The organism is Mesorhizobium wenxiniae (genome assembly GCF_002284535.1).
Classification (GTDB): domain Bacteria; phylum Pseudomonadota; class Alphaproteobacteria; order Rhizobiales; family Rhizobiaceae; genus Mesorhizobium; species Mesorhizobium wenxiniae.
Genome location: NZ_NPKH01000020.1, coordinates 1,048,666 through 1,073,099, shown reverse-complemented (window position 1 = coordinate 1,073,099; position 24,434 = coordinate 1,048,666). Strand labels below are relative to the sequence as shown.

Genomic DNA, 24,434 nt, shown 5'->3' with positions numbered 1-24,434 from the left:
CGCCAAAGAGCCGCACGGATGCGAGGCGTCGGCGAAAGTGCTCCCTGACGGAGATTGGAAGCATGTTTTCCCGATACTACGACCGGAGCTTTTTCCGTGTCATCACCGACCGGAGTTTTCTCCGTGTCGTCTCTGACCGGGTTTCCCGTGTCATCTCTGACCGGAGTTTTTCCCGTGTCACCTCAATGGCGATCGCTCTGATGGGCCTTGTCGTCGTCTTTTCAACCTCGCCTTCGCGGGCCCAGGAATACACCGCTCAGGAGATCGTCGATTCCGGGCATAAATTCTTCGGCGCAACATCGGGCGGGCTCGCCACCGTCGTCGAGAAGATTTTCGCCTCCTACGGCCTGCCTAATGGCTATTTGCTTGGCGAGGAGGGCTCGGGCGCGCTGATCGGTGGCCTGACCTATGGCGAAGGCACGCTCTACACCAAGAATGCCGGCGATCACAAAGTGTTCTGGCAGGGCCCGTCGCTCGGCTGGGATTTTGGCGGCGAGGGCTCGCGGGTGATGATGCTGGTCTACAATCTCGACGATGTGAACAGCCTCTACAATCGTTTCGGCGGCGTTGCCGGCTCCGCCTATCTCGTGGCTGGCGTCGGCTTCAACGTGATGAAGAACAACAATGTGCTGCTGGTGCCGATCCGTACCGGCGTCGGCGCCCGGCTTGGCGTCAATCTCGGTTATCTCAAACTTACCCAGCGTGCCACCTGGAATCCGTTCTGAGCAGGCGGTTGCCTCGTCATCCCGATTGGTTCCAGGGTCGAAGACTTGAACATTGCTGCGGCAGACCCTTGCCGCAGCACTGGAATTCCGTCATGCGAACGTGGCACAGTCCCTAACGGTCCATAACGGATAGTCACCTTGGTTCAGTCGGTCCTGTTCTTTGTCCTCGGCTTTCTCTGCGCCGGCTTTGTGGCGCTGATGATTGCCCCGGCCATCTGGCGGCGGGCCGTGATGCTGACGCGCAAACGCGTCGAGGGCTCAATGCCGCTGACGCTGGCGGAGATTCAGGCGGAGAAGGATCGCATCCGCGCCGAGTTCGCCATGTCAACGCGCCGGCTCGAAATGAGCGTCAAGTCGTTGCGCGAAAAGGCGGCCGAACAGCTTGTCGAGATCAGCCGCGGCCGCGAGGCCCTGAAGGAGCTGGCGCTCGAGCGGAAGGACAAGAAACAGGCCCTTTCCGAACTCGAAGCCAAGGGCGAAGACCTTCGACAGCGCGAAGACCAGCTGCAGCTTTTGTCGGATCGGCTTGCTCAAACCGAACATGCCCTGGAAAAGCGTGTGCTCGAGCTGAAAAAACTGGAGCATATGTATGACGACGCCTGCTTTTCTTCCAGCAGCCGTCAGATCGAACTTGTGGCGCGCGACTCCGAACTGCAAAAACTGGCCGACGACATTTCGGTGCTGCGTGGCCAGCGCAAGGAGGCGGACAGGCGCCAACAGGAGAGCGCGGCCGAGAGCAAGGCCGCACGAGACGCGTTGAAGGCCGAGAAGAAAAGGACCGGCGAACTGGACAAGAAGGTCGAGCGCCTGCTCGCCACGCTTGCCGATCGCGAGGACAAGCTTGACCGCCGCGAAAAGGAAATCGCGCGGCTTCGCCAAAAGTCGAAAAGCGAAAGCGTGGAAAACGCCTCGGCGGTGCGTCTCGTCGGAGTGCAAGGTAGTCAGGGCGATGCGGCCGTCAAGGACGACGACGACGACATCCAAAACGCCATCGCCAAGCTCGACAGCGACCGAGAGCGGTTGGAGGCGAGGCTGACGGAACTGGCCCGCGAGAACAAGAAACTGAAAACGGAGCTTGCCGCCTTCGAGGCATCCAAATCCGAAGACGGCGACGATGCGCGCCGCGCCAGCGCTGCATTGCGTGAGCAGATGAGCGACCTGGCGGCGCAAGTCGTCGCCCTGACGGCGAAGCTCGACGGGCCGGAGTCGCCGATCGCAAAGGTTCTTGCGGCACCCAACCAACCGGGAAGCGGCGAACGCAGCCTTGCCGATCGCGTGCGGGCGCTGCAGAAGGCCGAATCGACGCATTGAACCCAGGCAGTGATGCTGTCTTCTGCGGCTCAGGTGCTGCTTGCCGAAAAATGATGTAAGGCGATGGCTGACGCGGCGGCGACATTCAGGCTGTCGAAGCCTTCTGCCATATCGATCCGCACCGTCCGCAGGCGGGCGAGCAGGCTTTCGGGCAGGCCTTCGCCTTCGGTGCCGAGATAGAGCGCCAGCCGTTCAGTCCTTTTCGTATCGCGGATGCCGGTTCGCCCGCGCGGCGACAAAGCGAACTGGCCGAAGCCCAGCCGGTCGAGCGCTGTAGGGAAGCCGATGGTCTCAGTGAAGGAGGCGAAGGGAACTTTCAGCGCGGCGCCTACCGAAACGCGGATCGCCTTGCGGTACAGCGGATCGCAGCAGGTCGAGTCTAGAAACACGGCATCGGCGCGGAAGGCGGCGGCGTTGCGAAAGATCGAGCCCATATTGTCATGGTTGGCAATGCCGACCAGCACGACGATCAACGCCCGGGCGGGCAGGGTATCCAGCAAGGCCTCTGCAGGCTGCGCCGCGCCTTTGCGGCCAATCGCCAATATGCCGCGATGCATGTGAAAGCCGGCAATCCTGTCCATGACCTCGCTGGCCGCCACGTAGACCGGAAGGTCCACGGGTGCTTTGCGCAGGGTTCCGTCGAGGCCTGCCAGCCGATTTTCGAGTACCAGCACCGATTCGGCCGCAAAGCGTTTGGCCTCGAGCAGCATTTCGAGCACCACCTTTCCTTCGGCAACGAAACGGCCCTGCCGGCCGGCAAGATCGCGCTCGCGGATGTCGAGATAAGCGGCGACGCGCGGGTCTTGCGGGTCGTCGATACGAATGGGCCGCATGCTTGCCTCAGCTGACTCGCATCGGCCCGATCGTGGTGAGCTTTCCGACAGCACGACGCGTGGATCCAAAGTGTTAGAGCGTACTTTCTGCGTCCAACTGGACGCAAGTCGCTCTTAGAATCGTTAGCGAGGTAAGGGTGCCCGGGCCAGTTCTTGCATTTATGGATATCGTTATCCCAAAACCGCTTCGCACCCTCGGTCAAGCCCAAGGGCAGGCTTTTGGGCGACATGCATTGGCCGGTTACGTCCCGGAGCGACGCGGGCGGTATGCCATCTGCGATAGCTCACCCTCGCCGAAAATCCCGTCCAGCGTGTTGAGAAGTTCGCGCACGGCATCGGATTTACAGGAATAGTAGATCATCTGCCGGTCGCGCCGGGTCTCGACGAGATCGAGCGCCCGCAGTTTGGCCAGATGCTGCGACAGGGCGGATTGGCTGAGCAGAACCTTCTCGGCGATAGCGCCGACCGACATTTCACCGTCGGCCAGATAGTTCATGATCAACAGTCGTTTCTCGTTGCCCATCAGCGTCAGAAACGCAGCCGCTGATTCGGCATTGGCAATTAGCTTTTTCGAGACCATCGATCCCCCATGCCTTCCTGCTCATCCGGCGCTATGGGGGCAATAGCGTCTGATTCCATAGGCTCACTCGCGAATGTGCGCTGGCGATTCAACGCTACCGGGGAAAGCGTAGAACATCTCGCTCAAACCTCAAGACTTGCTTTCGGCCCGACGCGATTAACTGTCGGACTGTGTTTAATCCGCCACTCGGCCGGGCTTTGCCATATCGACCAGAACATGCCTGAGCTCGCTCGCCGTCCTCAATGGCTCGGGAAAGAACACCCGGCAGACATCGTCGCCCAACGCCAGGTCCATGCCGTCGGCGTCGAAGCCGGTGACGACCCAGCCGTCGCCTGCGGCCTTGGCGAAATGGCGCGCGTAGACGGCAATTGCGTCGCTATGGTCGGCATTCATGTGGTCGAGGGCGGATTGTTCACCAGCGGCAAGCTCTTCGACGATCGGCGCGGTCGTGACCAGATCGGCACGTTCGAGCAAGTAGGCCTTGCCGAAGCCGCCGTTGAGACTGGCCCGCTCCGGCTCGAGGCGGAAGATTGAGAAGTCGCCAAGTCCGGCATAGAGCTTTGCTTTGGGGTTGCGGTTGAGATAGCGCCGTTCGGCGCGGGCATGCTCGCCGGACCCGCGCTCAAGCCGTGCTGCCCGACAGACGAGCGTCAGCCGCGGGTGCGCCAGCGGGTCGCCCCTGCCGGGCTCGCCGACAAGCAGCGAACAGCGCGGGTCGGCAAGGATCGCGCCGGTATGGGCGGATAGCATCGACACAAGGATCAGCGGCGCGCCGTCGATATCGGTGGCGACACCAACCCTGCTGGCCAGCGGCGAACCGGTCCCGGGCTCGATCACCGCCAGCGCGCCGAAACGGGCACTGCGGATCAGCGTCTTTGCCAGCCTGATCGCCTCGGCGTCGGTCTCGCGGATCACGTCCTTTTTTCGGTCGGCCAAAATCCACCCGTCTTAAGCTGATTTTTATTCTCCGGTTATCAACCTATCACACCGCATTTGACAAGGGCCTCAGTTTCGCTTTCCGAAAGGCCGAAGCGTGCCAGCACGGTCGCCCCTGACAATGGTGATCGGCCGGCATGGCGGCAAGCGTCGGCCGGGAGCGCGAAAAGCGCGGCGCCGGGGCGGGGCGCTCAAGCGCACCCGACGTCACAAAGGCGTTACGAGCGCGATTGTGCGGATGATCCCTGGCTTCCCGCAGCGACAGAACCGGTGCAACGCAAGCATCGGTCGCAGCACGGTCCCAGTCGTCCCGTGTCTTCTGCCCGACTCGATCGACAATGGCGGCGCGCATCTGCGGCCACAATGTCCTGTCGTATTGGCCGCGTACAAAACGTTCGTCGAGCGGCAGCAGTCTTGCGAATTCGGCGAAGAACCGGGGTTCAAGGCGGCCGACGGCGACGTGGCGTGCGTCCGCCGTCTCATAGGAATCGTAGAAGGGCGCGCCGGAATCGAGCAGGTTCGCGCCGCGCATGTCACTCCACAGGCCCGCTGCCATCAAGGCGTGCACAGGTGTCGTCAGCATCGAAGCGCCCTCGGTCATCGCGGCGTCGATCACCTGGCCCCTGCCGGAGCGCGAACGCTCAAACAGGGCGGCCAGTGCGCCGGCACCAGCATCACGGCGCCGCCGCCATAGTCGGCGACGAGGTTTGAGCGGTGGGACTGGCCGGCCTCCTTCCTGGCCGATGGCGTGCAGCACACCCGAATAGGCGAGGTAGGTGATGTCGTGGCCGGCACGATCCGATAGCGGTCCGTTATGGCCGAATCCCGTCGTGCGGCCGTAGATCAGCGCCGAGTTGCGTGCCAGTACCGCGTCCGGCCCAAGACCAAAGCCGCTCCATGACATCGGGACGAAACCCTTCGCTCAGCATGTCGGCCTTATCGGCAAGGCGCAGCACCAGTTCGGCGCCTTCCCAGCGCTTCAGGTAAAACCGCAGGTTGAAGCGGCCGTGACGGTCGATGTCGTATTCATCCGGTAGCGTCAGAAACGGCCGGGTCGACCCAGCCCGCTCGATGCGCAGCACCTCGGCTCCCATCTACGACAGCATCAGGCCGGCTAACGGCACCGGTCCAATCCCGGCTATCTCGATCACCGTCAGGCCGGCGAGCGGGCCGGTCTTCGCCTGCGGGGCGACTTAGGCACTCATGGTCGGCTACTTCGGCGCCATGCGGATGGCGCCATCGAGGCGGATGGTCTCGCCGTTGAGCATCTGGTTTTCGATGATGTGCAGCACAAGGGCTGCATATTCGGAAGGCTCGCCGAGACGGGACGGGAAGGGTACCGCAGCGCCAAGCGAATCCTGCACCTCTTGCGGCATGCCGGCCATCATCGGTGTCTTGAAGATGCCGGGCGCGATGGTGCAGACGCGAATGCCCGACCGGGCAAGGTCGCGCGCCACCGGCAGCGTCATGCCGACGACGCCGCCCTTGGAGGCTGAGTAGGCCGCCTGGCCAATTTGACCGTCATAGGCGGCGACCGATGCCGTGTTGACGATGACGCCGCGCTCGCCGCCCTCCAGCGGCTCAAGTTTCGCGGCCCGGTCGGCGACGAGGCGGATCATGTTGAAGGTGCCGATCAAATTGACCTCGATCACCTTGCGGTACTGCTCGAGCGGGTGCGGGCCGTCCTTGCCGATCGTTTTCATGCCGATGGCGATGCCGGCGCAATTGACCAGGATACGGGGTTCGCCGAACTTTTTTGCCACTTCCGCCACTGAAGCAGCACCGCCGTCGGCGCTGCTTACGTCGCATTGGATGGCGATGCCGCCGATATCGGCCGCAATCTTCGCCGCACGCTCGATGCCGAGGTCGAGGATGGCAACGTCCGCGCCCTTCGCGGCCAGTGCACGTGCCGTCGCTTCGCCGAGGCCGGAGCCGCCGCCGGTGACGATCGCAATCTGGCCGTTCGGGTTCATGTCGGCGTCCCCCACCTAAAGCGCTCGCGTTATCTAAAGCGCGTCGCGTTGAAACGGATTCAATCGACGCGCTTTAAATCTCTGTTTTTATGCATGTCGTTACCCCAAAACCGCTGCGCACTTTTGGGCGACATGCACCATCGGCCACATGCTACGAAGCCCGACAGGACGGCGCAACCGCATCCGGACGGTCACGCCATCGCGGCGACGTTCGCGGCAATCCTTGCCTGATCGGCGTGGCAAACCTCCCCCACCAGCCTTGCCACCGCGCCCGGCACGATCTCGTGCGACAAAAGCCGGTCGAGATCGACCGGGCGCGGCATGGAGATTTGCCCACGCGGGATTCTCTTGAAGCCGAGCGGGCCGTAATAGGGCTCGTCGCCGACAAGCATCACGGCCGGCGTGCCGGCCTTGGCGGCGGCCTCCAGCGCGATTGCCACCAGCCGGCGGCCGATACCGAGATTCTTGAAGGTCGGCCGCACGGCAAGCGGTCCGAGCATCAGCGCGCGACCGGAGCCGGCCGCGATGCGCGTCATGCGCACCGAAGCGACAACGATATCGCCATCGACGGCCACGAAGGACAAAGCGCGTTCGTGCGGGCCGCCCTCACGGATCTTGTAGGCGCCCAGCACGAAACGGCCGGGCCCGAAGGCTTCGTCGTTTATGGCTTCGATTTCGGGGTCATGCGCCGGATTTTCCGGCAGGTATTTCACGTCGGCAAGGCTCATGGTCTTTGCGTTCCGGTATACGGGAAAAGGTTTGCTGCAAACGGCAGCGTTCGCCAGTCAGCGCTTCATCAAGCGCGGGCGCCCTTTCGTCGTCGGTCGAACCGGATCAAAGCGAAGTCGAACATGCGGATTTTCCGCTAGCACCAATCTTCAGCCACTGCAATCGGCCGTTTGCTTGCCGCCCTTCGGTTGCCGCCCCTGGCGATTGACGAACTGTTCAACGCCTGGCGATTTCCGCATCGTCGGTTTGTGCCTACATCCCTACGAAGACGAAAGGACATCGCATGGGATTGCTGGTCGGCGGCAAATGGCAGGACAGCGGGTACGACACCAAGGGCAGCGACGGCGAGTTCGTGCGGGCGCAGTCGCAATGGCGCGACGGGGTCACGGTTGACGGTACGCCGGCCGAAGGCCGCAAGCGCGGTTTCAAGGCCGAGCCGGGCCGCTACCACCTCTATGTCTCGCTTGCCTGTCCCTGGGCGCACCGGACGCTGATCATTCGAGCACTGAAGAAACTCGAGGACGTGATTTCCGTCTCGGTCGTCCATCATTTCATGGGCGCCAACGGCTGGACCTTCCTGGCCGAGGACGGCGCCACCGGCGACACGCTCTACGGTTTCGATTTCCTGCATCAGATCTACACCAAGGCCGATCACGCCTATTCCGGCCGCGTGACGGTCCCGGTTCTGTGGGACAGGCGAGAACAAACAATCGTGTCCAACGAGTCCTCAGAGATCATCCGGATGCTCAATTCAGTCTTCGACAAATGGGGCGATGCCAGCATCGATTTCTATCCGAAAGCACTGCGCGGCGAAATCGACGCGGTCAATGCGCTGGTCTATCCCTCAGTCAACAACGGCGTCTACCGCGCCGGCTTCGCCACCTCGCAAACGGCCTATGAGAAAGCGTTTGGCGAACTGTTCTCGGCGCTCGACCAACTCGAGGATCGCATATCTCGCCAGCGTTATCTCGTCGGTAACCGCATCACCGAGGCCGATTGGCGGCTGTTCACCACACTGGTCCGCTTCGACCCGGTCTATGTCGGCCATTTCAAGTGCAACCTGCGCCGCATCGCCGATTATCCGAACCTGTCGAACTATCTGCGCGACCTCTATCAGGTCCCAGGGGTCGCAGGCACGGTGAGCCTGCACCACATCAAGGCGCACTATTACGGCAGCCATGAAACGATCAACCCGACGCACATCGTGCCGGTCGGGCCGGAACTGGACTACGCGGCGCCGCATAATCGCAATCGGTTCAGGAAGGCGGCGTGACCTACCAGTAGGGCGACGCCGCCGCGCCGCCAAAAATCTCGGCAATCCGTCGCAGTGTGGCCGGCGTCGTTGCCTCCGGCAGGCGGTCGAGAGGAAAGAAACCGGCTGCGGCGATCTCGCGGTCCGGCAGCTTCGGCGCCGTCTGATTGAACTGCTCGACCAAATAGAGCCCGACATGGTCGCGGCGGCTGGCCCGACGGTTGAAATGCATCGATTTCAGCACCGGCGGCGCGGTCAATGCAATATTGCCCTCCTCGGAGAGCTCGCGCGCCAGCGCCTCGATCATCGTCTCGCCCAGCTCGACGCCACCGCCGGGAAGCTGCCAGCCCGGTACATAGGTGTGGCGAATGAGGAACACGGAATTGGACGTGCGGTCGTGGATCAAGCCGCGCACCCCGAGCGTCATCGGCCGCCGCAGCACGAAATACAGATGAAACAGCCTTGCCCTGAGACCCGGCCAGCCGGCCTGGCGGAAAACTTGTTCCAGATCGGGCTGCGTCATCACCCACGAAACCGTGGGTGGAAAGCAGCGCGCGCGTCGCTTATGAAGTGGGGATGTTCAGGCTCGCGCATATTTCCGATATCCATCTGGGACCGCTTCCCGGTGTAACCTATCGCGATCTCGCCTCCAAGCGGGTGGTCGGTTACGTCAACTGGCAGCGCAATCGCCGCCGCCACATGCGCGATGCCGTCATCGACACGATCGTCGCCGATATTAAGGCGAGCGCACCGGATCACCTTGCTGTCACCGGTGATCTGGTCAATCTGGCGCTCGACGGCGAGATCGAGATGGGCAAGCACTGGCTGGAGACGCTGGGTTCTCCCGATGATGTGTCGGTTGTTCCAGGAAACCACGACGCCTATGTGCCTGGCGCCTTCGACAAGGCCTGCCGGTCGTGGACGGCATGGATGACCGGCGACGGCATCAATACGCCGATCGATCGCGACGCCTTTCCGTATCTGCGCGTGCGTCGCAACGTCGCGCTGATCGGTGTGTCGACGGCGCGGGCCACGGCTCCGTTCATGGCCAACGGCTTCTTTCTGGAAGACCAGGCGGAAAGGCTGCGCGAAGTGCTCGATGCTACGGCCAAGCTCGGACTGTTCCGGGTGATCATGATCCACCATCCGCCAGTGCGCGGCGCCGTTTCGCAGCCCAAGCGGCTGTTCGGCATTGCCCGCTTCCACAAGGTCGTTCAGCGGCACGGGGCCGAGCTTGTGCTGCACGGCCATTCGCACGAGCCGACGCTGTTCTCCATCAAAGGGCGCGGCGCCCAAATTCCGGTGGTCGGCGTCGCCGCCGCAGGGCAGGCGCCAGGCGGCAGGCGTCCGGCGGCGCAATATAATCTGTTGGAGATCGATGGCGATAAGGACAATTGGCGGATCAGGCTGACGCGACGTGGCCTGACCGGCCCGGCCATCCCGCCTTCCGATCTGGAGATTCTGGAGCTTGGCGCGGACGCTATGGCCTAGAGCCTATTCCATCCCGATGGAATCGGGATGGGGCTCTATCTTCTTGTTTGACCATGAGCTTTTCCGAAAACCGGGTTCCACTATTGGCTACGCGGACCTTCGGTTCAGGGTCATGGTCTAAAAACCAGTCCCATCGCAACAAGGCGGTCCCAGAACAACACGATCGATACAGCCAGCCCGACCAGGGCGCCGGCGGCGATCAGGCCAAGACCGGAGAGAAACGCCGACCAACCCTTGCCGCGCCGCACGGATCGCAGTGGCGGCTCGGCTTCCGGGACCAAGGCACGTTTCAGGCTGGCGACAGCCTGCTCGACCCCGCCTTCCATCATTCGCTGGCGTTCGACGACGCGCTCCGCGACGTAGCGCGTCACCTGATCGGCAACCGGTTTCATCTCGGTTGATTCGGCGAGCACCACCCGGCCGATGCGTGTGTCCTTGAGGAAGCGATAGGTGCGGCGGTCGCGCCCCATGGCGACATGGCTGACGGCGTCGATCCATAGGCGCGGCTGCAGCCCGGACGAGACGGCGAAGTCGAAATTGTCCATGTCGGCGGGCACGTCGGCGAAGATGGGCGCGAGTTCGGCGGCAAGCAAATCGAGCCGCATGCGATGCGCCTCGCGCATGTCGACTACGACGTCGTCGCGGTCGGCGAAGGCGTTTTTCACGTCGCGTATGGCGTCGGACAGTTTTCGCGACTGATCGATCTGGGTGATGTTCTCGCCTGCATCCTTCATCGGCGTTGCCTCGCGGGTTTGGTTAACACCGAATTAACACAGCCGTTGGCAAAATGCACTTGCGAGATCGATAAGCCGTTAAGCGGCTTACCAGACCAAAGCCAGCCCGAAGCCGCACCATCAATCTTTGGCAGGCAGGGATCGATCCGCCGCGGCGGCGGATTTTGGACGATGCGGCCTGCTGCGGCGTTTCATGTTGCGGCGGACGATCTCGGCGATAAGACCGGGCGCTTCCTCGACCAGCATATGGCCGGCCTCCAACACGTGGTGCAGGTGGAAATGCGCCGGCAGACTATCGGCCTGTGTGAAGGGCAGCACCGCGTCATCTATCCCCCAAACCACCATCACCGGCATATCAAGTGTTTCGAGCCGTTCGCGCGAGATGACGCCCTGCCGATCACCCCTGGTCATAGAGGCCGCGATCTCGACAAGTTTCTGCAACTGGCCGAGACGCGCACGCATTTCGCCAAGCATATCCACGATGCGCTCCGAGGGCAGGCTTCGCGGTCCGGACATGGCGGCCAGGCAGGCGCGAATTTCACTCTTGCCGGCAGCGGCGGCGTAACGGCGCAACAGCGGCCCGTTGATCTCAGTCCCAAAACCGCCCGGCGCCAGAAGCGTCAGCGAGGCTATCCTTTCGGGCTCGGCCAATGCCATCAGCACTGCCGCCGCACCGCCCATCGAATGGCCGACGAGATGCACCCTCCTAATTCTGCGTGCGGCGAGGTTTGCAAGAACGGCCCGAGCGGCCGCCTTGGCCGGGCCACCACCCGGGAAATCGAGGGATAGCCCATGGCCCGGAAGATCATAGGCCAGCGTCCGTGAACCAAGTGCCAGTGTCGAAATCACCTCCTGCCAGTCGCCGTGACAACCGCCGAAGCCATGCAGGAAGACAACCGTCTTCGGGCCGGCGCCCCGTTCGGCAGCGTAAAGGGATGAAATCATGAATTTTAAGGTTTTATTGCAAAATCAAACAGGACGCGAGATTCCAGATTTTGGCTCGACTGCGCCTTGTCCAAGTCGATGGCCAGTAAAATTTCCGCGATCAGCCGTGCGTTAGAAGCGCTAGCTGGCATTGCCGAGCCCGGCGGCACGCAAGGCCTCGACCAGCCGGTCGATCAGATCGGCGGGGTATCTCCGCTTGACAAAGGTTGCGCGCGGATCTGCAGCGAATTTCGGGAATTTGACAGTCATCTCGTCCGCGAGTTCGTGCGCCAGTTGATTGCGGCCGGTTGCCTTCGCGCCGATCAGCCGCGCAGCCAGATAGTGCGATTTCGTGGGCGTCGCTTGCAACGCATCACTGGCAAGCGCGGCCTTATTCATATCGCCCGCCATGAACTGCCCGACGAAAAGCCCGTAGTCCCACCAGGTCGGATGGGCGCTGGAAGTTTCGGCGGCGTGAGCTAGGATAGGTGTTCCCTCCCTATACCTGCCGGCAAAAATCAGCCCATAGGCGTAAGCTGCCGCCATGCTGAGGTCGTAAGGGTTGAGTTCGTAGGCCTTGTGCATCCAGCGGATCGATTCCTCCGAATTGCCGAGGCGGGAATTGAGATAGCCATAGGCACGGTGGGCATAGGGACTGGTCGGCCCCATCTGCACGGCGCGACGGGCAAGCGACATCGCCTGTTCGATCGTGGCGCCGGCCGGATAGGCGTAGTGATCTGTGGCCGCCTCGAGATGCAGGGTCGCGAGCTCCGAATAGACGAGTGACGATTTCGCATCCCGGTTGATCAGGTTTTCGAGACAGCGATAGGCAGCCTCATGGGTTTTGGCGCCCTGGTCGAGATAGTACTTGTCGTTGAGCAGCAGACATTCCGTCAGGCCGGTCTGAAGGCCGCTCTGTTCGATGTAGTTGTAGATCGTGCCAGAGGCGGGAACGGCCGAACTCAAAATGCCGGCGACACTATCCTCGACGGTGGAGGGTGTGCTGTCGGCGGCAGTCAAGTTGCGTGACAGCAGGACCCGTCCGGTCGCCACGCTTTGAAGCTCCAGAGTGACATCGCCCGCCGTTGGTCCCGGCAAGACGTCGAATACGAAGCTGATTGCATCGGTGACCGGATCGGGCGGGCCGTCGGCGTCCCGACCGATGAAGTTGACCGTGTCGAAGCTGCTGAGGCCGGCGCGCAGCGATGCCGCGACGCGGGCAGCCTCGGCGCTGTTGGTTTTCACCGCAATGTAGACGAGCGGAAGGCTTTCAATCGGAGCCCATGGCGCAATGCTGCCGGTTGCCACCGCGTTTTCGATCGTCGAAGCGGCATCGCTTCCCGCCAGCAATGCGCCGCTTCCCTGGCGAAGGATCAGCACGCCCAGCATGGCGATGACCAGAGCGATCGCCAACCAGAAGAACTGGAGATGGCGCAGCAGCGACGGCGCCGGCTCGCGAACGACAGGGGACATCAACGATACGGCAGGTGCGGCCATACGGGGTTCTTCGAGCGATCCCGACAAGGTTGCAGCCGCCTCGGTGTGTTCCTTCGGCGCCGGCTCGGCCGGCAGGCGGATCGCGTTGAGTTCATAGGATGGAACATAGCCGCCACGCGGAATGGCGATGCGGATCGGCTCGGCAACGCCCTCATTGGCGAAGTAATGCTGCAGAAGCTCGCGCAGCCTGCCCGCCTGCACCCGGACCACGGCGTCGGTCGACGGATCGAAATCGCCGTCCTTGCCGAAAACATCCATCGCGATGGAAAAGCCCTTGAGCTTGTCGGCTTCGCCTGCCTGCTCGCGCTCGACCAGATAGCGAAGCAGCTTACGCGCTCGTTCGGATCTCCCGAACGTTTCGCTGGCTAGCAATCGCTCCAACGTCTCGCGCACTGCGGGGGCGGCAGGCGTGGCATGCTGCAAGTGTCGATCCTTTCGAAGTCGGCACAGGTTGAGACGCAATCATATAGAGCCTGCACTGCCATACAAGCATGCATCCATTATGCGATCGCGTACCCCACCGGATAATTTTCCGGTGGTTAATGGCGCGAAAGGCCAGAGCAAGAAGATACCATGTGGGTTCATCTTGCTCCAGCGCTGTTAGCTTTCGACAGCTTGTCTAGAGCGGTTCATCTTTGGTAGAACCGACGAACGGCTCTAAGTATTTGTTTTTACGCAATTCGGACGGAAAACCGCTACACACTTTTCCTGGGATTGCTCTACTCGACCTTTCGGCCGACAATGCGATTGGCGGCGGAAACCACGGCTTCCAGCGAAGCGGCCACGATGTTGGTGTTGATGCCGGCGCCGAACAGCTTGCCGCCGGGATGCTCCATCTCGACATAGGAGATGGCCGAGGCATTCGAGCCGCGCTGCATGGAGTGCTCCGAATAGTCGAGCACCGACATCGGCACGCCGACATGGCGCGACAGCGCGTCGACAAAGCCGTCGATCGGGCCGGTTCCGGAGCCTGAAATCGTCACCTCCTTGCCCCTGTCGAGGATGATGGCCTCCACCGCACGCTGCCCCTTGGTCTCAAGGTCCGGATAGGTGTGGTGGTCGAGGAACTTCAGCCGCGCGCCGGGCTGATCGACATAGGTGTCGAGAAAACGCTCATAGATGCGCTTGGCCGGCACCTCCTTGCCTTCGGCGTCGGTGATCGCCTGGATCGCTTGACTGAACTCGATCTGCAGGTTGCGCGGCAGGTTGAGGCCGTAGTCCGCCTGCAGCACATAGGCGATGCCGCCCTTGCCGGACTGCGAGTTGATGCGGATGATCGCCTCGTAATTGCGCCCGACATCGGCCGGGTCGATCGGCAGATAAGGCACTTCCCAGTACGGCGTGTTGGCCTTGCGCAACGCCTTCATGCCTTTGTTGATGGCATCCTGGTGCGAGCCTGAAAAGGCCGTATAGACGAGCTCGCCGACATAGGGATGGCGCTCGGGGATCTTCAACTGGTTCGAATATTCATAGACGTCCTTCATCCGATTGATGTCGGAGCAGTCGAGCTCGGGATCGACGCCTTGCGTGTACATGTTGAGCGCCAGCGTGACGATGTCGACATTGCCGGTGCGCTCGCCATTGCCGAACAGCGTGCCTTCGACGCGGTCCGCACCCGCCATCAGACCGAGTTCGGTGGTGGCAACGCCGGTGCCGCGGTCGTTGTGCGGATGCAACGAAATGAGCAGGTTCTCGCGGTTGTCGAGATTGCGGCACATCCATTCGATGCGATCGGCATAGATGTTGGGTGTCGACATCTCGACCGTGGACGGCAGGTTGATGATCAGCTTGTTTTCCGCCGTCGGCTTCACGATTTCGGTGACGGCGTTGCAGATTTCCAGCGCCACTTCGAGCTCGGTGCCGGTAAAGCTCTCCGGCGAATATTCAAAACGATAACCGCCGCCGGCCTTCGCCGCCATGTCGGTGATCATCTTGGCCGCATCGGTGGCGATCCGCCTGATGCCGGCAACGTCCTTCTCGAAGACGACGCGGCGCTGCAATTCGCTGGTCGAATTATAGAAATGCACGATCGGGTTGGTGGCGCCCTGCAGCGCCTCGAAGGTGCGGGTGATCAGTTCCGGTCGGCACTGCACCAGTACCTGCAGCGAGACATGGGCTGAGACATTGCCCTCTTCGATGCACCAGCGGGCGAAATCGAAATCGGTCTGCGAGGCCGACGGGAAGCCGATCTCGATCTCTTTGAAGCCCATGTCGAGGAGCAGGGCGAACATGCGCGCCTTGCGCTCGTGCCCCATCGGGTCGATCAGCGCCTGGTTGCCGTCGCGCAGGTCGACCGAGCACCAGATCGGCGCTTTGTCGATGACCTTCGAAGGCCAAATGCGGTCGGTGAGACCGACCGTCGGGTAGGGTTGGTATTTCCGGGCTGCCTCCGGCATGCCCCGGGCTGCATCCTTGCCCATCTCCCCGCTGTCGGCGCGGATCTCTTCTCGTGCGTTCATTGTCGTCTCTCCCGGCGGCTCGCGGGATCCGCCTTCAGGCGGATTTGGTGCCGAGCGGCGCCTTTACCAGATGTTCATTCGTTTGATGTGACTTGCCAATTTTGAGACTGGCCAAGGAGCATGCGCGTGAGCGGCGGTTCGACCGCCGGGCGCTCCTTCAGCGAACCCGGCGATCGCCGATAAGGCCGAGAAGCAGCAGAGCGGAAGCAAGCGCGCGCACGGTCTCGCCAGCAAAGCCGGTCTGACGGGAAGCGACGGAGGTGGCGCGGTTGATCATGGCGGTTTTCATACAGGAGCAGCCAAAGAGAGGCAAGTGGGGCCGAACGACTGGCGTTTCCTATACCTACACGACGCAGTCCTGTGCGACTTGGGCTGGTCCTTCAGCGGCCGCGAGCAGATTGCGTCGCGCCTGATCCATTTAGGTGACAGCGCCGCAGGTCTTTCTGGAGCCGCAAATTACCTCTATTCCCTCAGACTTCGCGCCACCAGCCGCGCCACGCTCGGTCCGACCAGCAGCACGACGAGGAAGCGGGCCGATTGCAGCGCCATGACGAAGGACATGTCGACGTGCTGTGCGGCGGCGGCGATGATGGCGACGCTGTCCATGCCGCCGGGGCTGGTCGCCAGATAGGCGGTCAGCGGATCGATGCCGAGCACATGACTGATCATGAAGCCGAGACCGCCGCAGAAGGCGATGAGGATGATGATCGAACCGACGATCTGCGGCAGCGCCCGCGTCGCGTGCTGCAGAATTGCCCTGGTGAAATTCAGGCCGATGGTCCAGCCGATCATCGTATAGCCGAGGGCAAGCAGCCAAGGCGGCAACTGCATCGGCACGCCTAGTCCGAGATGCACAGCAGTGCCGAAAATGAAGGTGCCGAGGAAGAAGGGTGACGGCAGCCTGAGCAGCTTTCCGATGAGGCTGCCGACGAGCGCCACGCCAAGTGTCCCGGCAAAGGCTGTTGGATCGATCGGCGGGAACCAGATGACGGCCGGGACCTCGATGCCTGATGTGTCGACCCACATCTTTGCAACAAGTGCGGCAGTCACCGAGACGAAGATGACGCGCAGATATTGCATGAAGGCGACGAGGCGCTGATCGGCGCCGAAGGCGCCTGCCATCAGCACCATGGCGGTGGCCGCGCCCGGCGATGAGCCCCAGACGGCAGTGGTGCCGGGCAGGATGCGCCAGCGGCTGATCAGCCAGCCGAGCAGGCTGGACGCCGCAACGGTCGCCACCACGGTGCCGAGGAACAGCGGCCATTCCTTGTAGAAGACCGGAAAGATGTCAGGGGAGATCGAAGCGGCGACAAGGCAGCCAACGATCGCCTGGGCGGCGCCGAACAAAGGGCGCGGCACGCGCACCGTGGCGCCGTTGGTGCCGGCCAGGATCGCCGCCAGCATCGGTCCGATCAGCAGCGCTGCCGGCAAGGCGCCGAATTCAAGCGCGCCGGCAAACAGGATCGAGAAGATCAGCAGTGCCAGCCACTGCCAGACTTTGGGCACCCGCGCCATGCGTTCGACGGTCGGCTGGTCTGGCAGGGAATCCATTTTTCGGTCTTAGCCCCGAAGCGGGGAGATGCGAACCCCCGCGGCGGTGAAAAATGCGTCAGCCCAGGCGTCAGCCGGTTTTGACGGCCGGCAGGCCGAAGCCGCCTACGGGCCGGGTCTCGACCTGGAATTCGAAGCCGGCGATGATCGGCCGCGCCTTGGCAATCGCCGCCTGGACTTCCGGCAGTTGCAGCGAAGCCTTGTGGCTTGCCTGGTCGGTCCACACTTCGGTCACCCAGATCGCGTCGGCATCGGCCGGATCGGTGGCGATGATGTAGCTCAGGCAGCCAGGCATGGCGCCGGTGCTGGCAAGCAGGACATCCATCATTGCGTCGCGCTGGCCGCGTGTCGCCCGCATCTTGCCGATCAGACCGTACATTGCCGTTTTCTCCGTTGGCTTCCGCGGTAAGCATGCAGGTCGCCGCTCACGGCATCAACTGGCCACCATTCACCTCGATCACCTGGCCGGTGATGTAACCGCTCAACAGAGCGGACGAGAGGAACAGATAGGCGCCGACGCAGTCCTCGGGCGTGCCGGCGCGGCCCTGCGGAATGGTAGCAACCATGCCCTTCATGTGCTCCTCGGTCGAATAGCGCTCATGGAAAGGCGTCGCGATGGTGCCCGGCGCCACCGCGTTGACGCGGATGTTGAAGCCGATCAGTTCCTTGGCCATGCCGCGGGTCACATTGGAGACGAAGGCCTTGGCCGAGCCATAAAGGCCGGCGCCGCCGCCGGCGCCATTGCGCGCCGCAATCGACGAGGTGTTGACGATGAAGCCGCCCTGGCGCTTCAGCCATGGCATCGCCTTGCGCGAGGCGGTCAGCACGGAGCGGGCGTTGAGATCCATCACCGCGTCGTAATGCGCCTCGGTCTGCTCGGCATAGGGTACGCGGCCAAGCATGCCGCCGGCATTGTTGACCAGGCCATCGAGCCGGCCGAAGTGTTGCGCGCTGTCCTCGACGACGCGCTCGACATCGGCGGAGATCGAGAAATCGCCCTGGATCAGGAATACCTCGCCGCCTCCGGTGCGGATGGTCCCGGCCAGGTTTTCGGCAGCTGCCCGACTCGAATTGTAATGCAGTGCGACGCGGCATTTCTGCGCGGCGTAGGCCAGTGCAAGTGCCGCCCCGATGCCGGTCGAAGCGCCGGTGATCAGCACCGCCTTGCCGGCGAGGTCGGGGATGACCAGGGTGGGGGTGACAATGGCGGTTATGGTGGCTGGCACGTCTATTCCTCCGGGACTCTCCCACCCTTCGTAGGGCCTCGCCGCCCTCATGTTCAAGTCAGTAGAGGTTCAGGGCCGCAAATAGGCGTAGCCCTGGTGCTGCAATTCGGCGAGCTTGACGACACCGCCGGTCTCGGCGGCATGAAAGCCGTCGAGCAGATCGGTGAGCGCAACATCCATGCCATGCATGGTGTTGGCGCAGGCATGTGAGGTCAGCCCGTCGCGGACCAGGCCGGAAAAACGGCTGGAAATGGCAGCTGACGCGCTCTTCGACTTGAAAGCGGCGAGTGCCGGGCCATACACGACCAGCACGATGTCGACCTTGCCGCCGGTGCCCTCATAATGGTTCTTGATATTGCCCAAAACGAACCCGACCTTGTCGAGGTCGCTGAGGTGATAGGCGACCTTCTGCCTTTCCTCTTCCACGGCCGCTGCCTTGACCGGGCGCAGCCCGAAAAGGCCGGCGGATCCGGCAAGGCTCAAGCGGAAAATATCGCGGCGTCGCATCATGTCGTTCTCCAGAATGCCGTCCTCGCAAATTGCGTGGCTTCGGCCTCGATCCTAGCATAAATTGAAGTCACGTCCTGTCGGGCGAGGAGGGGCAGATGACATCGAATACCATTGTGGGCGCCGGACTTGGTGTCGCCTTGCTTGCCGCTGTTGCCGGCACCGCCTTTGCCGAGGATACGCCTAAGCTCACCGAACTCAGCCCGGACGGCAAGGATGCCTGTTTCGGGCGTGTCTATGATGCCGCGCATCTCAAGGTACATCCGAACCAGAAGGTGGGACGGATTTTCTTCTACTACGGCAGCGATCCGGTCAGCCATCCCAACGAGGAGCCGAGCAGCGGTCCGTCCGGCTACAACGGCTTCATGGCGACGACGGTGCGCGGCGCCAAGAAACCCGAGTGGGTTGGCGGTTGGTGCGGCAAGGGTGATCCGCAGTCGAGCGAGCTTCATTGCGGCATGGAATGCGACCGCACCATGGCCTTACTGAACGTTGATGAAAAAGGCCGGCTGATCGTCTCCGGCGTGCATCGCAACCTTAATCTCGATGCTGGCGCCGAGGATGAGCTGGGTGAAAAGGAATACGCCAAGCAGGCGCTCGGCACAGAAGACGACGGCTTTCGGCTCGACCGTATGCCGACGCAGACCTGCAAGGCCGAATTCGCGCGCATCGATCCGGTCGATCCGGCGCTGGGAGCACCGCTGCGTGAGCGGCTGAAACCGGACCAGCCGTTCTGCTACGGGCGCGACTACGATGCCGCGCATCTCGACTCGCATCCCGATCAGCTTACCCACACCATCAGGGTTTTCCGGGGCCCGATCGAGCTGGCCTCCTTCGCCAAGGGCGGCGATCCGGCAAGCTGGCCAAGCGGCGCCGACATAGCTGTTTCCCTAACCACGCGTCGGAACGCCGCCGAGGTCACGCAGACCTACAGTTGTGACGGCGAAGCGGACCAGTGGCGCTGTGTCGCGAGCGGAAAGACGAGCGACTTTTCCTGCGACATCGCAGCCAAGGAGATTTATCTGCGCCGCGGCGCCAACGGCACGATGATGCTGGCCAATCCCAACAGCAGCCTGCCGATCATCGACCTATGCTCGAAGACGGCCGAAGGCGAGACCGCATCCGACGACAAGGTCTACCGGCTGGAGCCGATGCCGCAATCCGCCTGCATGCCTTGAGAAGTTTTGAGGGCCTACAGAACCGCCTCACGCGAACGGCACGGCCGTCGTGCCCTTGGGCAGCTTTGCCTCGTCGTCGGGCTCGACATGAATGGTGACGCGCACCGAGGGGATCTCGGCCTTCAGCGCATCCTCGATGCGGTCGCAAATGACGTGGCTGGCGCCCACCGACATATCGGCATCGACGACCAGGTGGAACTCGATGAACGTGGCGCGGCCGGCAATCCGCGTCTTCAGATCGTGGACTTCCATTGCGCCCTTGCAATTGGCCGAAATGACGTCGCGGATGTGCATGTGCTCCTGTGTATCGACGGCGCGGTCCATGAGCCCGTTCATCGACGAGCCGATGACGTGCCAGCCCTGCCACAGGATGTTCAGCGCGACGATGACGGCAAGAGCGGGATCGAGGACTTGCCAGCCGGTGAGCACGGCACCGACCAGACCAATGAACACGCCGACGGAGGTCGCCACGTCGGTCATGATGTGCCTGCCGTCGGCAACCAGTGCCGGCGACTTCTCGGCACGGCCGGCACGGATCAGCGTTAAGGCCCAGAAGGCGTTGATCACTGTCGCGACACCGTTGATGGCGAGGCCGGTCCAGGGCTGTTCGAGTGGGGCGGGATGCCGCAAGGACCACCACACTTCGTTGAGGATCAGCAGGGCTGCCAGAACGATCAGCACGCCTTCCAGCACGGCCGAGAAATACTCGGCCTTGTGATGGCCGAATGGATGATCCTGGTCGGCCGGCTTGTAGCTGACCTGGATCGCCCAGTAGGCTGCGGCCGAGGCAATGACGTTGACGATCGATTCCAGCGCGTCCGAATACAGCGCCACGGAACCGGTGACGTGCCAGGCCGCCAGCTTCAGGCCGAGCACGACGAAAGCGACGACTATCGACCAGAAGGCGAGGCTGGCGACCTTGCGCTTGGCGGTGGTTTTCGGATCGATAGCGGTCATTGATTGCTTCCGGCCGCCGAAACCGGAGCTAAGCCGCCTTTTCCTTGGCCTTGCGCGGCAGATGCGCAACGATGTTCTCGATGATGCGCATGCCGGCATTGTGTCCGAGAGTCATGATCGATTCCGGGTGGAACTGCACCGCGGCGATCGGCTCCTTGCTGTGCTCGAAGGCCATGATCACGCCTTCTTCCGTCTCGGCCGTGACGACGAAAGCATCGGGCAACCGCACCGGATCGGCGAAGATCGAGTGATAGCGGCCGACCGTCACCTCCTTGGGCAGGCCGGAAAAGATGATGCCCGGCTTCGACACGCGGATGCGCGACGGTTTGCCATGCATTGGCACGTGCAGCTGCCGCAACTCTCCGCCATAGGCCTCGGCCAACGCCTGCAGGCCGAGGCAGACGCCGAAGATCGGCAGGTCGCGCGCGCGGGCCCGTTTGATGGTGGCGGCGCAGTCGAAGTCCTTCGGCGTGCCGGGACCGGGCGACAGCACGACCAGGTTGGGTTTCAGCCGGTCGAAGACCTCGTCCGGCACAGGTGTGCGCACAGTCGATACATTGGCGCCGGTCTGGCGAAAATAGTTGGCCAGCGTGTGGACGAAGGAGTCCTCGTGGTCGACCAGCAGGATGTTGACGCCGTCGCCGACGCGCGCGGTGGCGCGTTCGGTGTCGGCGGCATTGCCTGACTTGGCGTCGCGGATGGCGGAGATCATGGCGGATGCCTTCAGTTCGGTTTCGGCTTCTTCTTCCTCGGGAATGCTGTCGAAGAGCAGCGTGGCGCCGGCGCGCACCTCGGCGATGCCATCCTTGATGCGGATGGTGCGAAGCGTCATGCCGGTGTTCATGTCACCGTTGAAATTGACCATGCCGATCGCCCCGCCATACCAGGCGCGCGGGCTCTTCTCGTTCTGCTCGATGAAGCGCATCGCCCATAATTTCGGCGCGCCGGTGACGGTGACCGCCCAGGCATGCGACAAGAACGCGTCGAAGGCGTCCATGCCTTCGCGCAGCCGCCCCTCGATGTGATCGACGGTGTGGATCAGCCGCGAATACATCTCGATCTGGCGGCGGCCGATGACGCGCACCGAGCCTGGGTCGCAAACCCGCGACTTATCGTTGCGGTCGACGTCCGAGCACATGGTCAGCTCGGATTCGTCCTTCTTCGAATTGAGCAATTTCAGGATCTGCTCCGAATCGGAAATGGCGTCGTCGCCTCGCTTGATCGTGCCGGAGATCGGGCAGGTCTCGACACGGCGGCCGTTGACGCGCACGAACATTTCCGGCGAAGCGCCGATCAGGTATTCGCCTTCGCCGAGATTGATGAAGAAGGAATAGGGCGACGGGTTGATGGTCTTCAGCTTGAGTGAAATGTCGGAAGGCGGTGTCTCGCAGCGCTCGTAGAACATCTGGCCGGGCACCACCTCGAACAGGTCGCCGCGTTTGAAGCTCTCCATCGCCTTGCGCACCAGATTGGCATATTCGCCCGGCTCATGGTCGCCGCGCGGCGGAATGCGGTCGGCGGTCTTGAACGGCTCGACGATCTCGTCGCGGGGCAATCCCTCCGTCGAAAACTCGTCGCCGGAATAGTCGTAGCGGTCGGTCCAGGCCTTGGTCGAATAGTGATCGACGACCAGGATCTCGTCGGGCAGGAACAGCACAAGGTCGCGCTGGCTTTGCTGGCGCTCGAGCTTGTAGTCGACCGGATCGAACTGGAAGGCGAGATCGTAGCCGAAGGCGCCGTAGAGGCCGAGATTGGCGTCTTCCTCCGTCTTGAACAGAGCGGTTATGGTGCGCAACACGGTGAAGACGGAGGGAACGCGGCTGCGTTCTTCTTCAGTGAAGACACGGCCGGGCCTGGCCACGTCGAGGCGGATCAGTCTTTTCGAGGTCTCGGCGATCGTCACGTCGTCAAGGCCGCCGAGCGCCTTGCCGATCACCGGTAGAAGCATCTCGCCACGGCTGTTCAGCGCCTCGATGCGCATGGCGCGGCCGCGCGCCGAGATCACCAGCGGCGGGTCGATGATGGCGGTGTCCCAGCGCGTATAGCGGCCGGGGTATTCGTAATTCGAGGAAAACACGGCGCCACGGCGCGCATTCAGCCCGTCGATATAGGCGTCGATCGCGCCTTCGTAAGGGCGATCATGGCGCTCGCGGGTAATCGTCACGCCACCCGCCGTGACGAAGCGCTCCGCCCCGTTCTCCAGAATTTTCGTCGTCATTGCCGTCTCCATCAGCGTCTTGGCTATTTCAGCGTCTTGGGGCAACGGACCCGGGGCATGGCTTGAAAAAACAAATGGCCGCCCGGACATTCCGTTGCGGCCACCTTCTATTTTCACGCGCACGCGTTTCGAACAGGCCGCTGTCAGCGAGCCCACCACCAAACGGTCTTGATCGAGCGCATGTTCATGGCGATTCCAATAGCGGCGATTGAACGGCCACGCAACTGGATTCAATGAAGCGCTTGGCGAAGGGCATAGGCCCTCAGTCCTCCAGCGTCCCCGACCTTGCGTCGGCGCTCTTCCTGTCGCCGACCAGCTTCAGCAGGTCTTCGCCGGCACGGATGATGCGCCGGGAACGCCGTGTCAGGATGATGCCCGACTGCGGTGCGAACACTTGCGTGCGGCCGTCGGGCTCACCTGGCGCATGGACGATGGTGGCAAGCAGTGCGCCTTTTGCCACACGGTCGCCGGGCTTCACCTCGTAAAGGACCGCGCCCGCTCGGGGCGCCGGCATCATGTCGATGTTTTCGAGCGGTGCGACAATGCCGGTGAAAAAATTAGGCCCGGCAAGGCCGCCGGGCTCGGGCAGGGTCTGATCCACGATCACGCCGCGTGCCACCAGCAGCCGATAGAGCCCTTCGGCATCTGAGGCGGCCAGAGCGCCATCGACATCGAGTATGCCGCGATATTCGACCGTGGTGGCGACGCGTCGATCGAGGCGCGCGACGTCGGCGGGAACGTTCTGGTACGGCATGATCGAGGCGCCCTCGAAGGTGCCGTCGGTGTCCTCATCCCACAGCACCACCGCGTCGACGCCCATGGCGGCCGCGCAATCCGCCATCGCCGGCCACAGGCTGGTGTGGACATAGAGGTAGGCGAGGCCCTCGTCGTCGCAATGCAGGTCGAGCACGATGTCGTGGCCGATGGAAACCTGCAGCAGCCGGATCTTCAGCCGCTGGTCGACGGTGCCACGGGTCGTGTCCGGCAGGAGTGAGATGTCGGGCACGGCCAGCAGCGGAAAGCCGCGGTTGAAGTTGGTGCGGGTGCCCAGATGGAAGCGGCCCTGATGCTCGCCGAAATGATACTGGGCGCGGCCGATCGGATTGGCTTGCGGTACGACGGTGATATTGCCCTTGATGCGGCCCTCCGCTTCGGCTTTTCCGAGCATGGGCATCAGCGCGTCAATGGCGACGACGCCCGGCAGTTCGCCGGCATGCAGCGCTGCCTGCAGATAGGCCGAAGATGCCGATTTGTCCGCTCCCTCGAAGCGGAACACCGGGAATTCATAGGAAACGCCCTCGCTGTCGCCGGCGATGCGCTCGATCGATTTTTGCATGATATTCCTCCAAGAAA

Annotated in this window: 24 protein-coding genes; 5 read left to right on the top strand and 19 right to left on the bottom strand. The window is 62.7% G+C overall.

Annotation, left to right across the window (positions count from 1 at the left end):
* Positions 1–185 precede the first annotated feature (185 nt).
* A complete protein-coding gene (locus CIT31_RS15565) occupies positions 186–725 on the top strand; it encodes a DUF1134 domain-containing protein (RefSeq protein WP_051694969.1) in 540 nt (179 codons plus the stop codon).
* Positions 726–863: 138 nt separating this feature from the next.
* Positions 864–2,036 carry a coiled-coil domain-containing protein gene (locus tag CIT31_RS15560; RefSeq protein ID WP_095519244.1) on the top strand — a complete coding sequence of 391 codons (1,173 nt, stop codon included), beginning with the start codon at positions 864–866 and terminating at the stop codon, positions 2,034–2,036.
* Positions 2,037–2,065: 29 nt separating this feature from the next.
* Here the strand turns inward: CIT31_RS15560 and CIT31_RS15555 are convergent, their stop codons facing one another.
* The 7 genes from CIT31_RS15555 to CIT31_RS15530 form a co-directional block, all read right to left on the bottom strand.
* Positions 2,066–2,869, bottom strand: a complete 804-nt coding sequence (locus CIT31_RS15555) for a TrmH family RNA methyltransferase (RefSeq protein WP_095519243.1) — start codon at positions 2,867–2,869, stop codon at positions 2,066–2,068.
* Positions 2,870–3,110: 241 nt separating this feature from the next.
* Positions 3,111–3,449: an ArsR/SmtB family transcription factor gene (locus tag CIT31_RS15550; RefSeq protein WP_065011891.1), complete on the bottom strand. Its 339-nt coding sequence runs from the start codon at positions 3,447–3,449 to the stop codon at positions 3,111–3,113.
* Positions 3,450–3,623: 174 nt separating this feature from the next.
* Positions 3,624–4,385, bottom strand: a complete 762-nt coding sequence (locus CIT31_RS15545) for a HugZ family pyridoxamine 5'-phosphate oxidase (protein WP_095519242.1) — start codon at positions 4,383–4,385, stop codon at positions 3,624–3,626.
* A 46-nt stretch (positions 4,386–4,431) separates the two neighbouring features.
* A complete protein-coding gene (locus tag CIT31_RS15540; protein WP_095519241.1) occupies positions 4,432–5,289 on the bottom strand; it encodes a CoA transferase in 858 nt (285 codons plus the stop codon).
* Complete coding sequence (locus tag CIT31_RS35745; protein ID WP_280950334.1) at positions 5,198–5,467, bottom strand: hypothetical protein; 270 nt, start codon at positions 5,465–5,467, stop codon at positions 5,198–5,200. The genes CIT31_RS15540 and CIT31_RS35745 overlap by 92 nt, the downstream gene beginning before the upstream one ends.
* A gap of 129 nt (positions 5,468–5,596) precedes the next feature.
* Positions 5,597–6,358, bottom strand: coding sequence for a 3-hydroxyacyl-CoA dehydrogenase (locus CIT31_RS15535; protein ID WP_095519240.1), 762 nt, complete (start codon positions 6,356–6,358; stop codon positions 5,597–5,599).
* A 191-nt stretch (positions 6,359–6,549) separates the two neighbouring features.
* Positions 6,550–7,086, bottom strand: a complete 537-nt coding sequence (locus tag CIT31_RS15530) for a GNAT family N-acetyltransferase (RefSeq protein WP_095519239.1) — start codon at positions 7,084–7,086, stop codon at positions 6,550–6,552.
* A 284-nt stretch (positions 7,087–7,370) separates the two neighbouring features.
* On the opposite strand from CIT31_RS15530, the gene CIT31_RS15525 reads away from it, so the two are divergent.
* Complete coding sequence (locus tag CIT31_RS15525) at positions 7,371–8,360, top strand: glutathione S-transferase family protein (RefSeq protein ID WP_095519238.1); 990 nt, start codon at positions 7,371–7,373, stop codon at positions 8,358–8,360.
* A 1-nt stretch (position 8,361) separates the two neighbouring features.
* On the opposite strand, the gene CIT31_RS15520 is transcribed toward CIT31_RS15525, so the two are convergent.
* Positions 8,362–8,862, bottom strand: a complete 501-nt coding sequence (locus CIT31_RS15520) for an NUDIX domain-containing protein (protein ID WP_095519237.1) — start codon at positions 8,860–8,862, stop codon at positions 8,362–8,364.
* A 53-nt stretch (positions 8,863–8,915) separates the two neighbouring features.
* Here CIT31_RS15520 and CIT31_RS15515 point away from each other — a divergent pair, with 53 nt between their 5' ends.
* Positions 8,916–9,830 carry a metallophosphoesterase family protein gene (locus CIT31_RS15515; RefSeq protein WP_095519410.1) on the top strand — a complete coding sequence of 305 codons (915 nt, stop codon included), beginning with the start codon at positions 8,916–8,918 and terminating at the stop codon, positions 9,828–9,830.
* A 110-nt stretch (positions 9,831–9,940) separates the two neighbouring features.
* Here CIT31_RS15515 and CIT31_RS15510 read toward each other — a convergent pair whose 3' ends face one another.
* From CIT31_RS15510 to CIT31_RS15470, 8 genes are all read right to left on the bottom strand, one after another.
* Entirely contained in the window at positions 9,941–10,564 is a 624-nt protein-coding gene (locus tag CIT31_RS15510) for a hypothetical protein (RefSeq protein WP_095519236.1), read from the bottom strand.
* Between the two features lie 120 nt (positions 10,565–10,684).
* Positions 10,685–11,509: an alpha/beta fold hydrolase gene (locus CIT31_RS15505; RefSeq protein WP_095519235.1), complete on the bottom strand. Its 825-nt coding sequence runs from the start codon at positions 11,507–11,509 to the stop codon at positions 10,685–10,687.
* A 120-nt stretch (positions 11,510–11,629) separates the two neighbouring features.
* Positions 11,630–13,408, bottom strand: a complete 1,779-nt coding sequence (locus tag CIT31_RS15500; RefSeq protein ID WP_095519234.1) for a tetratricopeptide repeat protein — start codon at positions 13,406–13,408, stop codon at positions 11,630–11,632.
* Positions 13,409–13,704: 296 nt separating this feature from the next.
* Positions 13,705–15,444 (bottom strand): 2-isopropylmalate synthase, encoded by a 1,740-nt coding sequence (gene leuA / locus CIT31_RS15495; RefSeq protein ID WP_095519233.1) that lies wholly within the window; start codon positions 15,442–15,444, stop codon positions 13,705–13,707.
* A gap of 462 nt (positions 15,445–15,906) precedes the next feature.
* Positions 15,907–16,995 (bottom strand): AbrB family transcriptional regulator, encoded by a 1,089-nt coding sequence (locus tag CIT31_RS15485; protein WP_095519232.1) that lies wholly within the window; start codon positions 16,993–16,995, stop codon positions 15,907–15,909.
* A gap of 70 nt (positions 16,996–17,065) precedes the next feature.
* Positions 17,066–17,374 (bottom strand): putative quinol monooxygenase, encoded by a 309-nt coding sequence (locus CIT31_RS15480; protein ID WP_095519231.1) that lies wholly within the window; start codon positions 17,372–17,374, stop codon positions 17,066–17,068.
* 46 nt (positions 17,375–17,420) lie between these two features.
* Positions 17,421–18,221, bottom strand: coding sequence for an SDR family NAD(P)-dependent oxidoreductase (locus tag CIT31_RS15475; RefSeq protein WP_095519230.1), 801 nt, complete (start codon positions 18,219–18,221; stop codon positions 17,421–17,423).
* Between the two features lie 69 nt (positions 18,222–18,290).
* Positions 18,291–18,728 (bottom strand): DsrE family protein, encoded by a 438-nt coding sequence (locus CIT31_RS15470; protein WP_095519409.1) that lies wholly within the window; start codon positions 18,726–18,728, stop codon positions 18,291–18,293.
* Positions 18,729–18,826: 98 nt separating this feature from the next.
* Between CIT31_RS15470 and CIT31_RS15465 the strand changes: the two genes are divergently transcribed.
* Positions 18,827–19,906: a hypothetical protein gene (locus tag CIT31_RS15465; protein WP_095519229.1), complete on the top strand. Its 1,080-nt coding sequence runs from the start codon at positions 18,827–18,829 to the stop codon at positions 19,904–19,906.
* Positions 19,907–19,933: 27 nt separating this feature from the next.
* Here CIT31_RS15465 and CIT31_RS15460 read toward each other — a convergent pair whose 3' ends face one another.
* The 3 genes from CIT31_RS15460 to CIT31_RS15450 all read right to left on the bottom strand — a co-directional run bounded on the left by CIT31_RS15460 (position 19,934) and on the right by CIT31_RS15450 (position 24,417).
* Positions 19,934–20,863, bottom strand: a complete 930-nt coding sequence (locus tag CIT31_RS15460) for a cation diffusion facilitator family transporter (RefSeq protein ID WP_065011905.1) — start codon at positions 20,861–20,863, stop codon at positions 19,934–19,936.
* Between the two features lie 28 nt (positions 20,864–20,891).
* Positions 20,892–23,081 (bottom strand): anthranilate synthase, encoded by a 2,190-nt coding sequence (locus CIT31_RS15455; RefSeq protein ID WP_095519408.1) that lies wholly within the window; start codon positions 23,079–23,081, stop codon positions 20,892–20,894.
* A 262-nt stretch (positions 23,082–23,343) separates the two neighbouring features.
* Positions 23,344–24,417: a M14 family metallopeptidase gene (locus tag CIT31_RS15450; protein ID WP_095519228.1), complete on the bottom strand. Its 1,074-nt coding sequence runs from the start codon at positions 24,415–24,417 to the stop codon at positions 23,344–23,346.
* Positions 24,418–24,434: the final 17 nt, after the last annotated feature.

Coding starts and splice junctions, on each gene's coding strand:
- CIT31_RS15565 (WP_051694969.1), top strand. CDS start 186: ATGGCGATCGCTCTGATGGGCCTTGTCGTCGTCTTTTCAACCTCGCCT.
- CIT31_RS15540 (WP_095519241.1), bottom strand. CDS start 5,289: ATGTCATGGAGCGGCTTTGGTCTTGGGCCGGACGCGGTACTGGCACGC.
- CIT31_RS15550 (WP_065011891.1), bottom strand. CDS start 3,449: ATGGTCTCGAAAAAGCTAATTGCCAATGCCGAATCAGCGGCTGCGTTT.
- CIT31_RS15525 (WP_095519238.1), top strand. CDS start 7,371: ATGGGATTGCTGGTCGGCGGCAAATGGCAGGACAGCGGGTACGACACC.
- CIT31_RS15455 (WP_095519408.1), bottom strand. CDS start 23,081: ATGACGACGAAAATTCTGGAGAACGGGGCGGAGCGCTTCGTCACGGCG.
- CIT31_RS15480 (WP_095519231.1), bottom strand. CDS start 17,374: ATGTACGGTCTGATCGGCAAGATGCGGGCGACACGCGGCCAGCGCGAC.
- CIT31_RS15530 (WP_095519239.1), bottom strand. CDS start 7,086: ATGAGCCTTGCCGACGTGAAATACCTGCCGGAAAATCCGGCGCATGAC.
- CIT31_RS15505 (WP_095519235.1), bottom strand. CDS start 11,509: ATGATTTCATCCCTTTACGCTGCCGAACGGGGCGCCGGCCCGAAGACG.
- CIT31_RS15465 (WP_095519229.1), top strand. CDS start 18,827: ATGACATCGAATACCATTGTGGGCGCCGGACTTGGTGTCGCCTTGCTT.
- CIT31_RS15535 (WP_095519240.1), bottom strand. CDS start 6,358: ATGAACCCGAACGGCCAGATTGCGATCGTCACCGGCGGCGGCTCCGGC.
- CIT31_RS15555 (WP_095519243.1), bottom strand. CDS start 2,869: ATGCGGCCCATTCGTATCGACGACCCGCAAGACCCGCGCGTCGCCGCT.
- CIT31_RS15515 (WP_095519410.1), top strand. CDS start 8,916: ATGTTCAGGCTCGCGCATATTTCCGATATCCATCTGGGACCGCTTCCC.
- CIT31_RS15460 (WP_065011905.1), bottom strand. CDS start 20,863: ATGACCGCTATCGATCCGAAAACCACCGCCAAGCGCAAGGTCGCCAGC.
- leuA (WP_095519233.1), bottom strand. CDS start 15,444: ATGAACGCACGAGAAGAGATCCGCGCCGACAGCGGGGAGATGGGCAAG.
- CIT31_RS15485 (WP_095519232.1), bottom strand. CDS start 16,995: ATGGATTCCCTGCCAGACCAGCCGACCGTCGAACGCATGGCGCGGGTG.
- CIT31_RS15470 (WP_095519409.1), bottom strand. CDS start 18,728: ATGCGACGCCGCGATATTTTCCGCTTGAGCCTTGCCGGATCCGCCGGC.
- CIT31_RS15450 (WP_095519228.1), bottom strand. CDS start 24,417: ATGCAAAAATCGATCGAGCGCATCGCCGGCGACAGCGAGGGCGTTTCC.
- CIT31_RS15520 (WP_095519237.1), bottom strand. CDS start 8,862: ATGACGCAGCCCGATCTGGAACAAGTTTTCCGCCAGGCCGGCTGGCCG.
- CIT31_RS15510 (WP_095519236.1), bottom strand. CDS start 10,564: ATGAAGGATGCAGGCGAGAACATCACCCAGATCGATCAGTCGCGAAAA.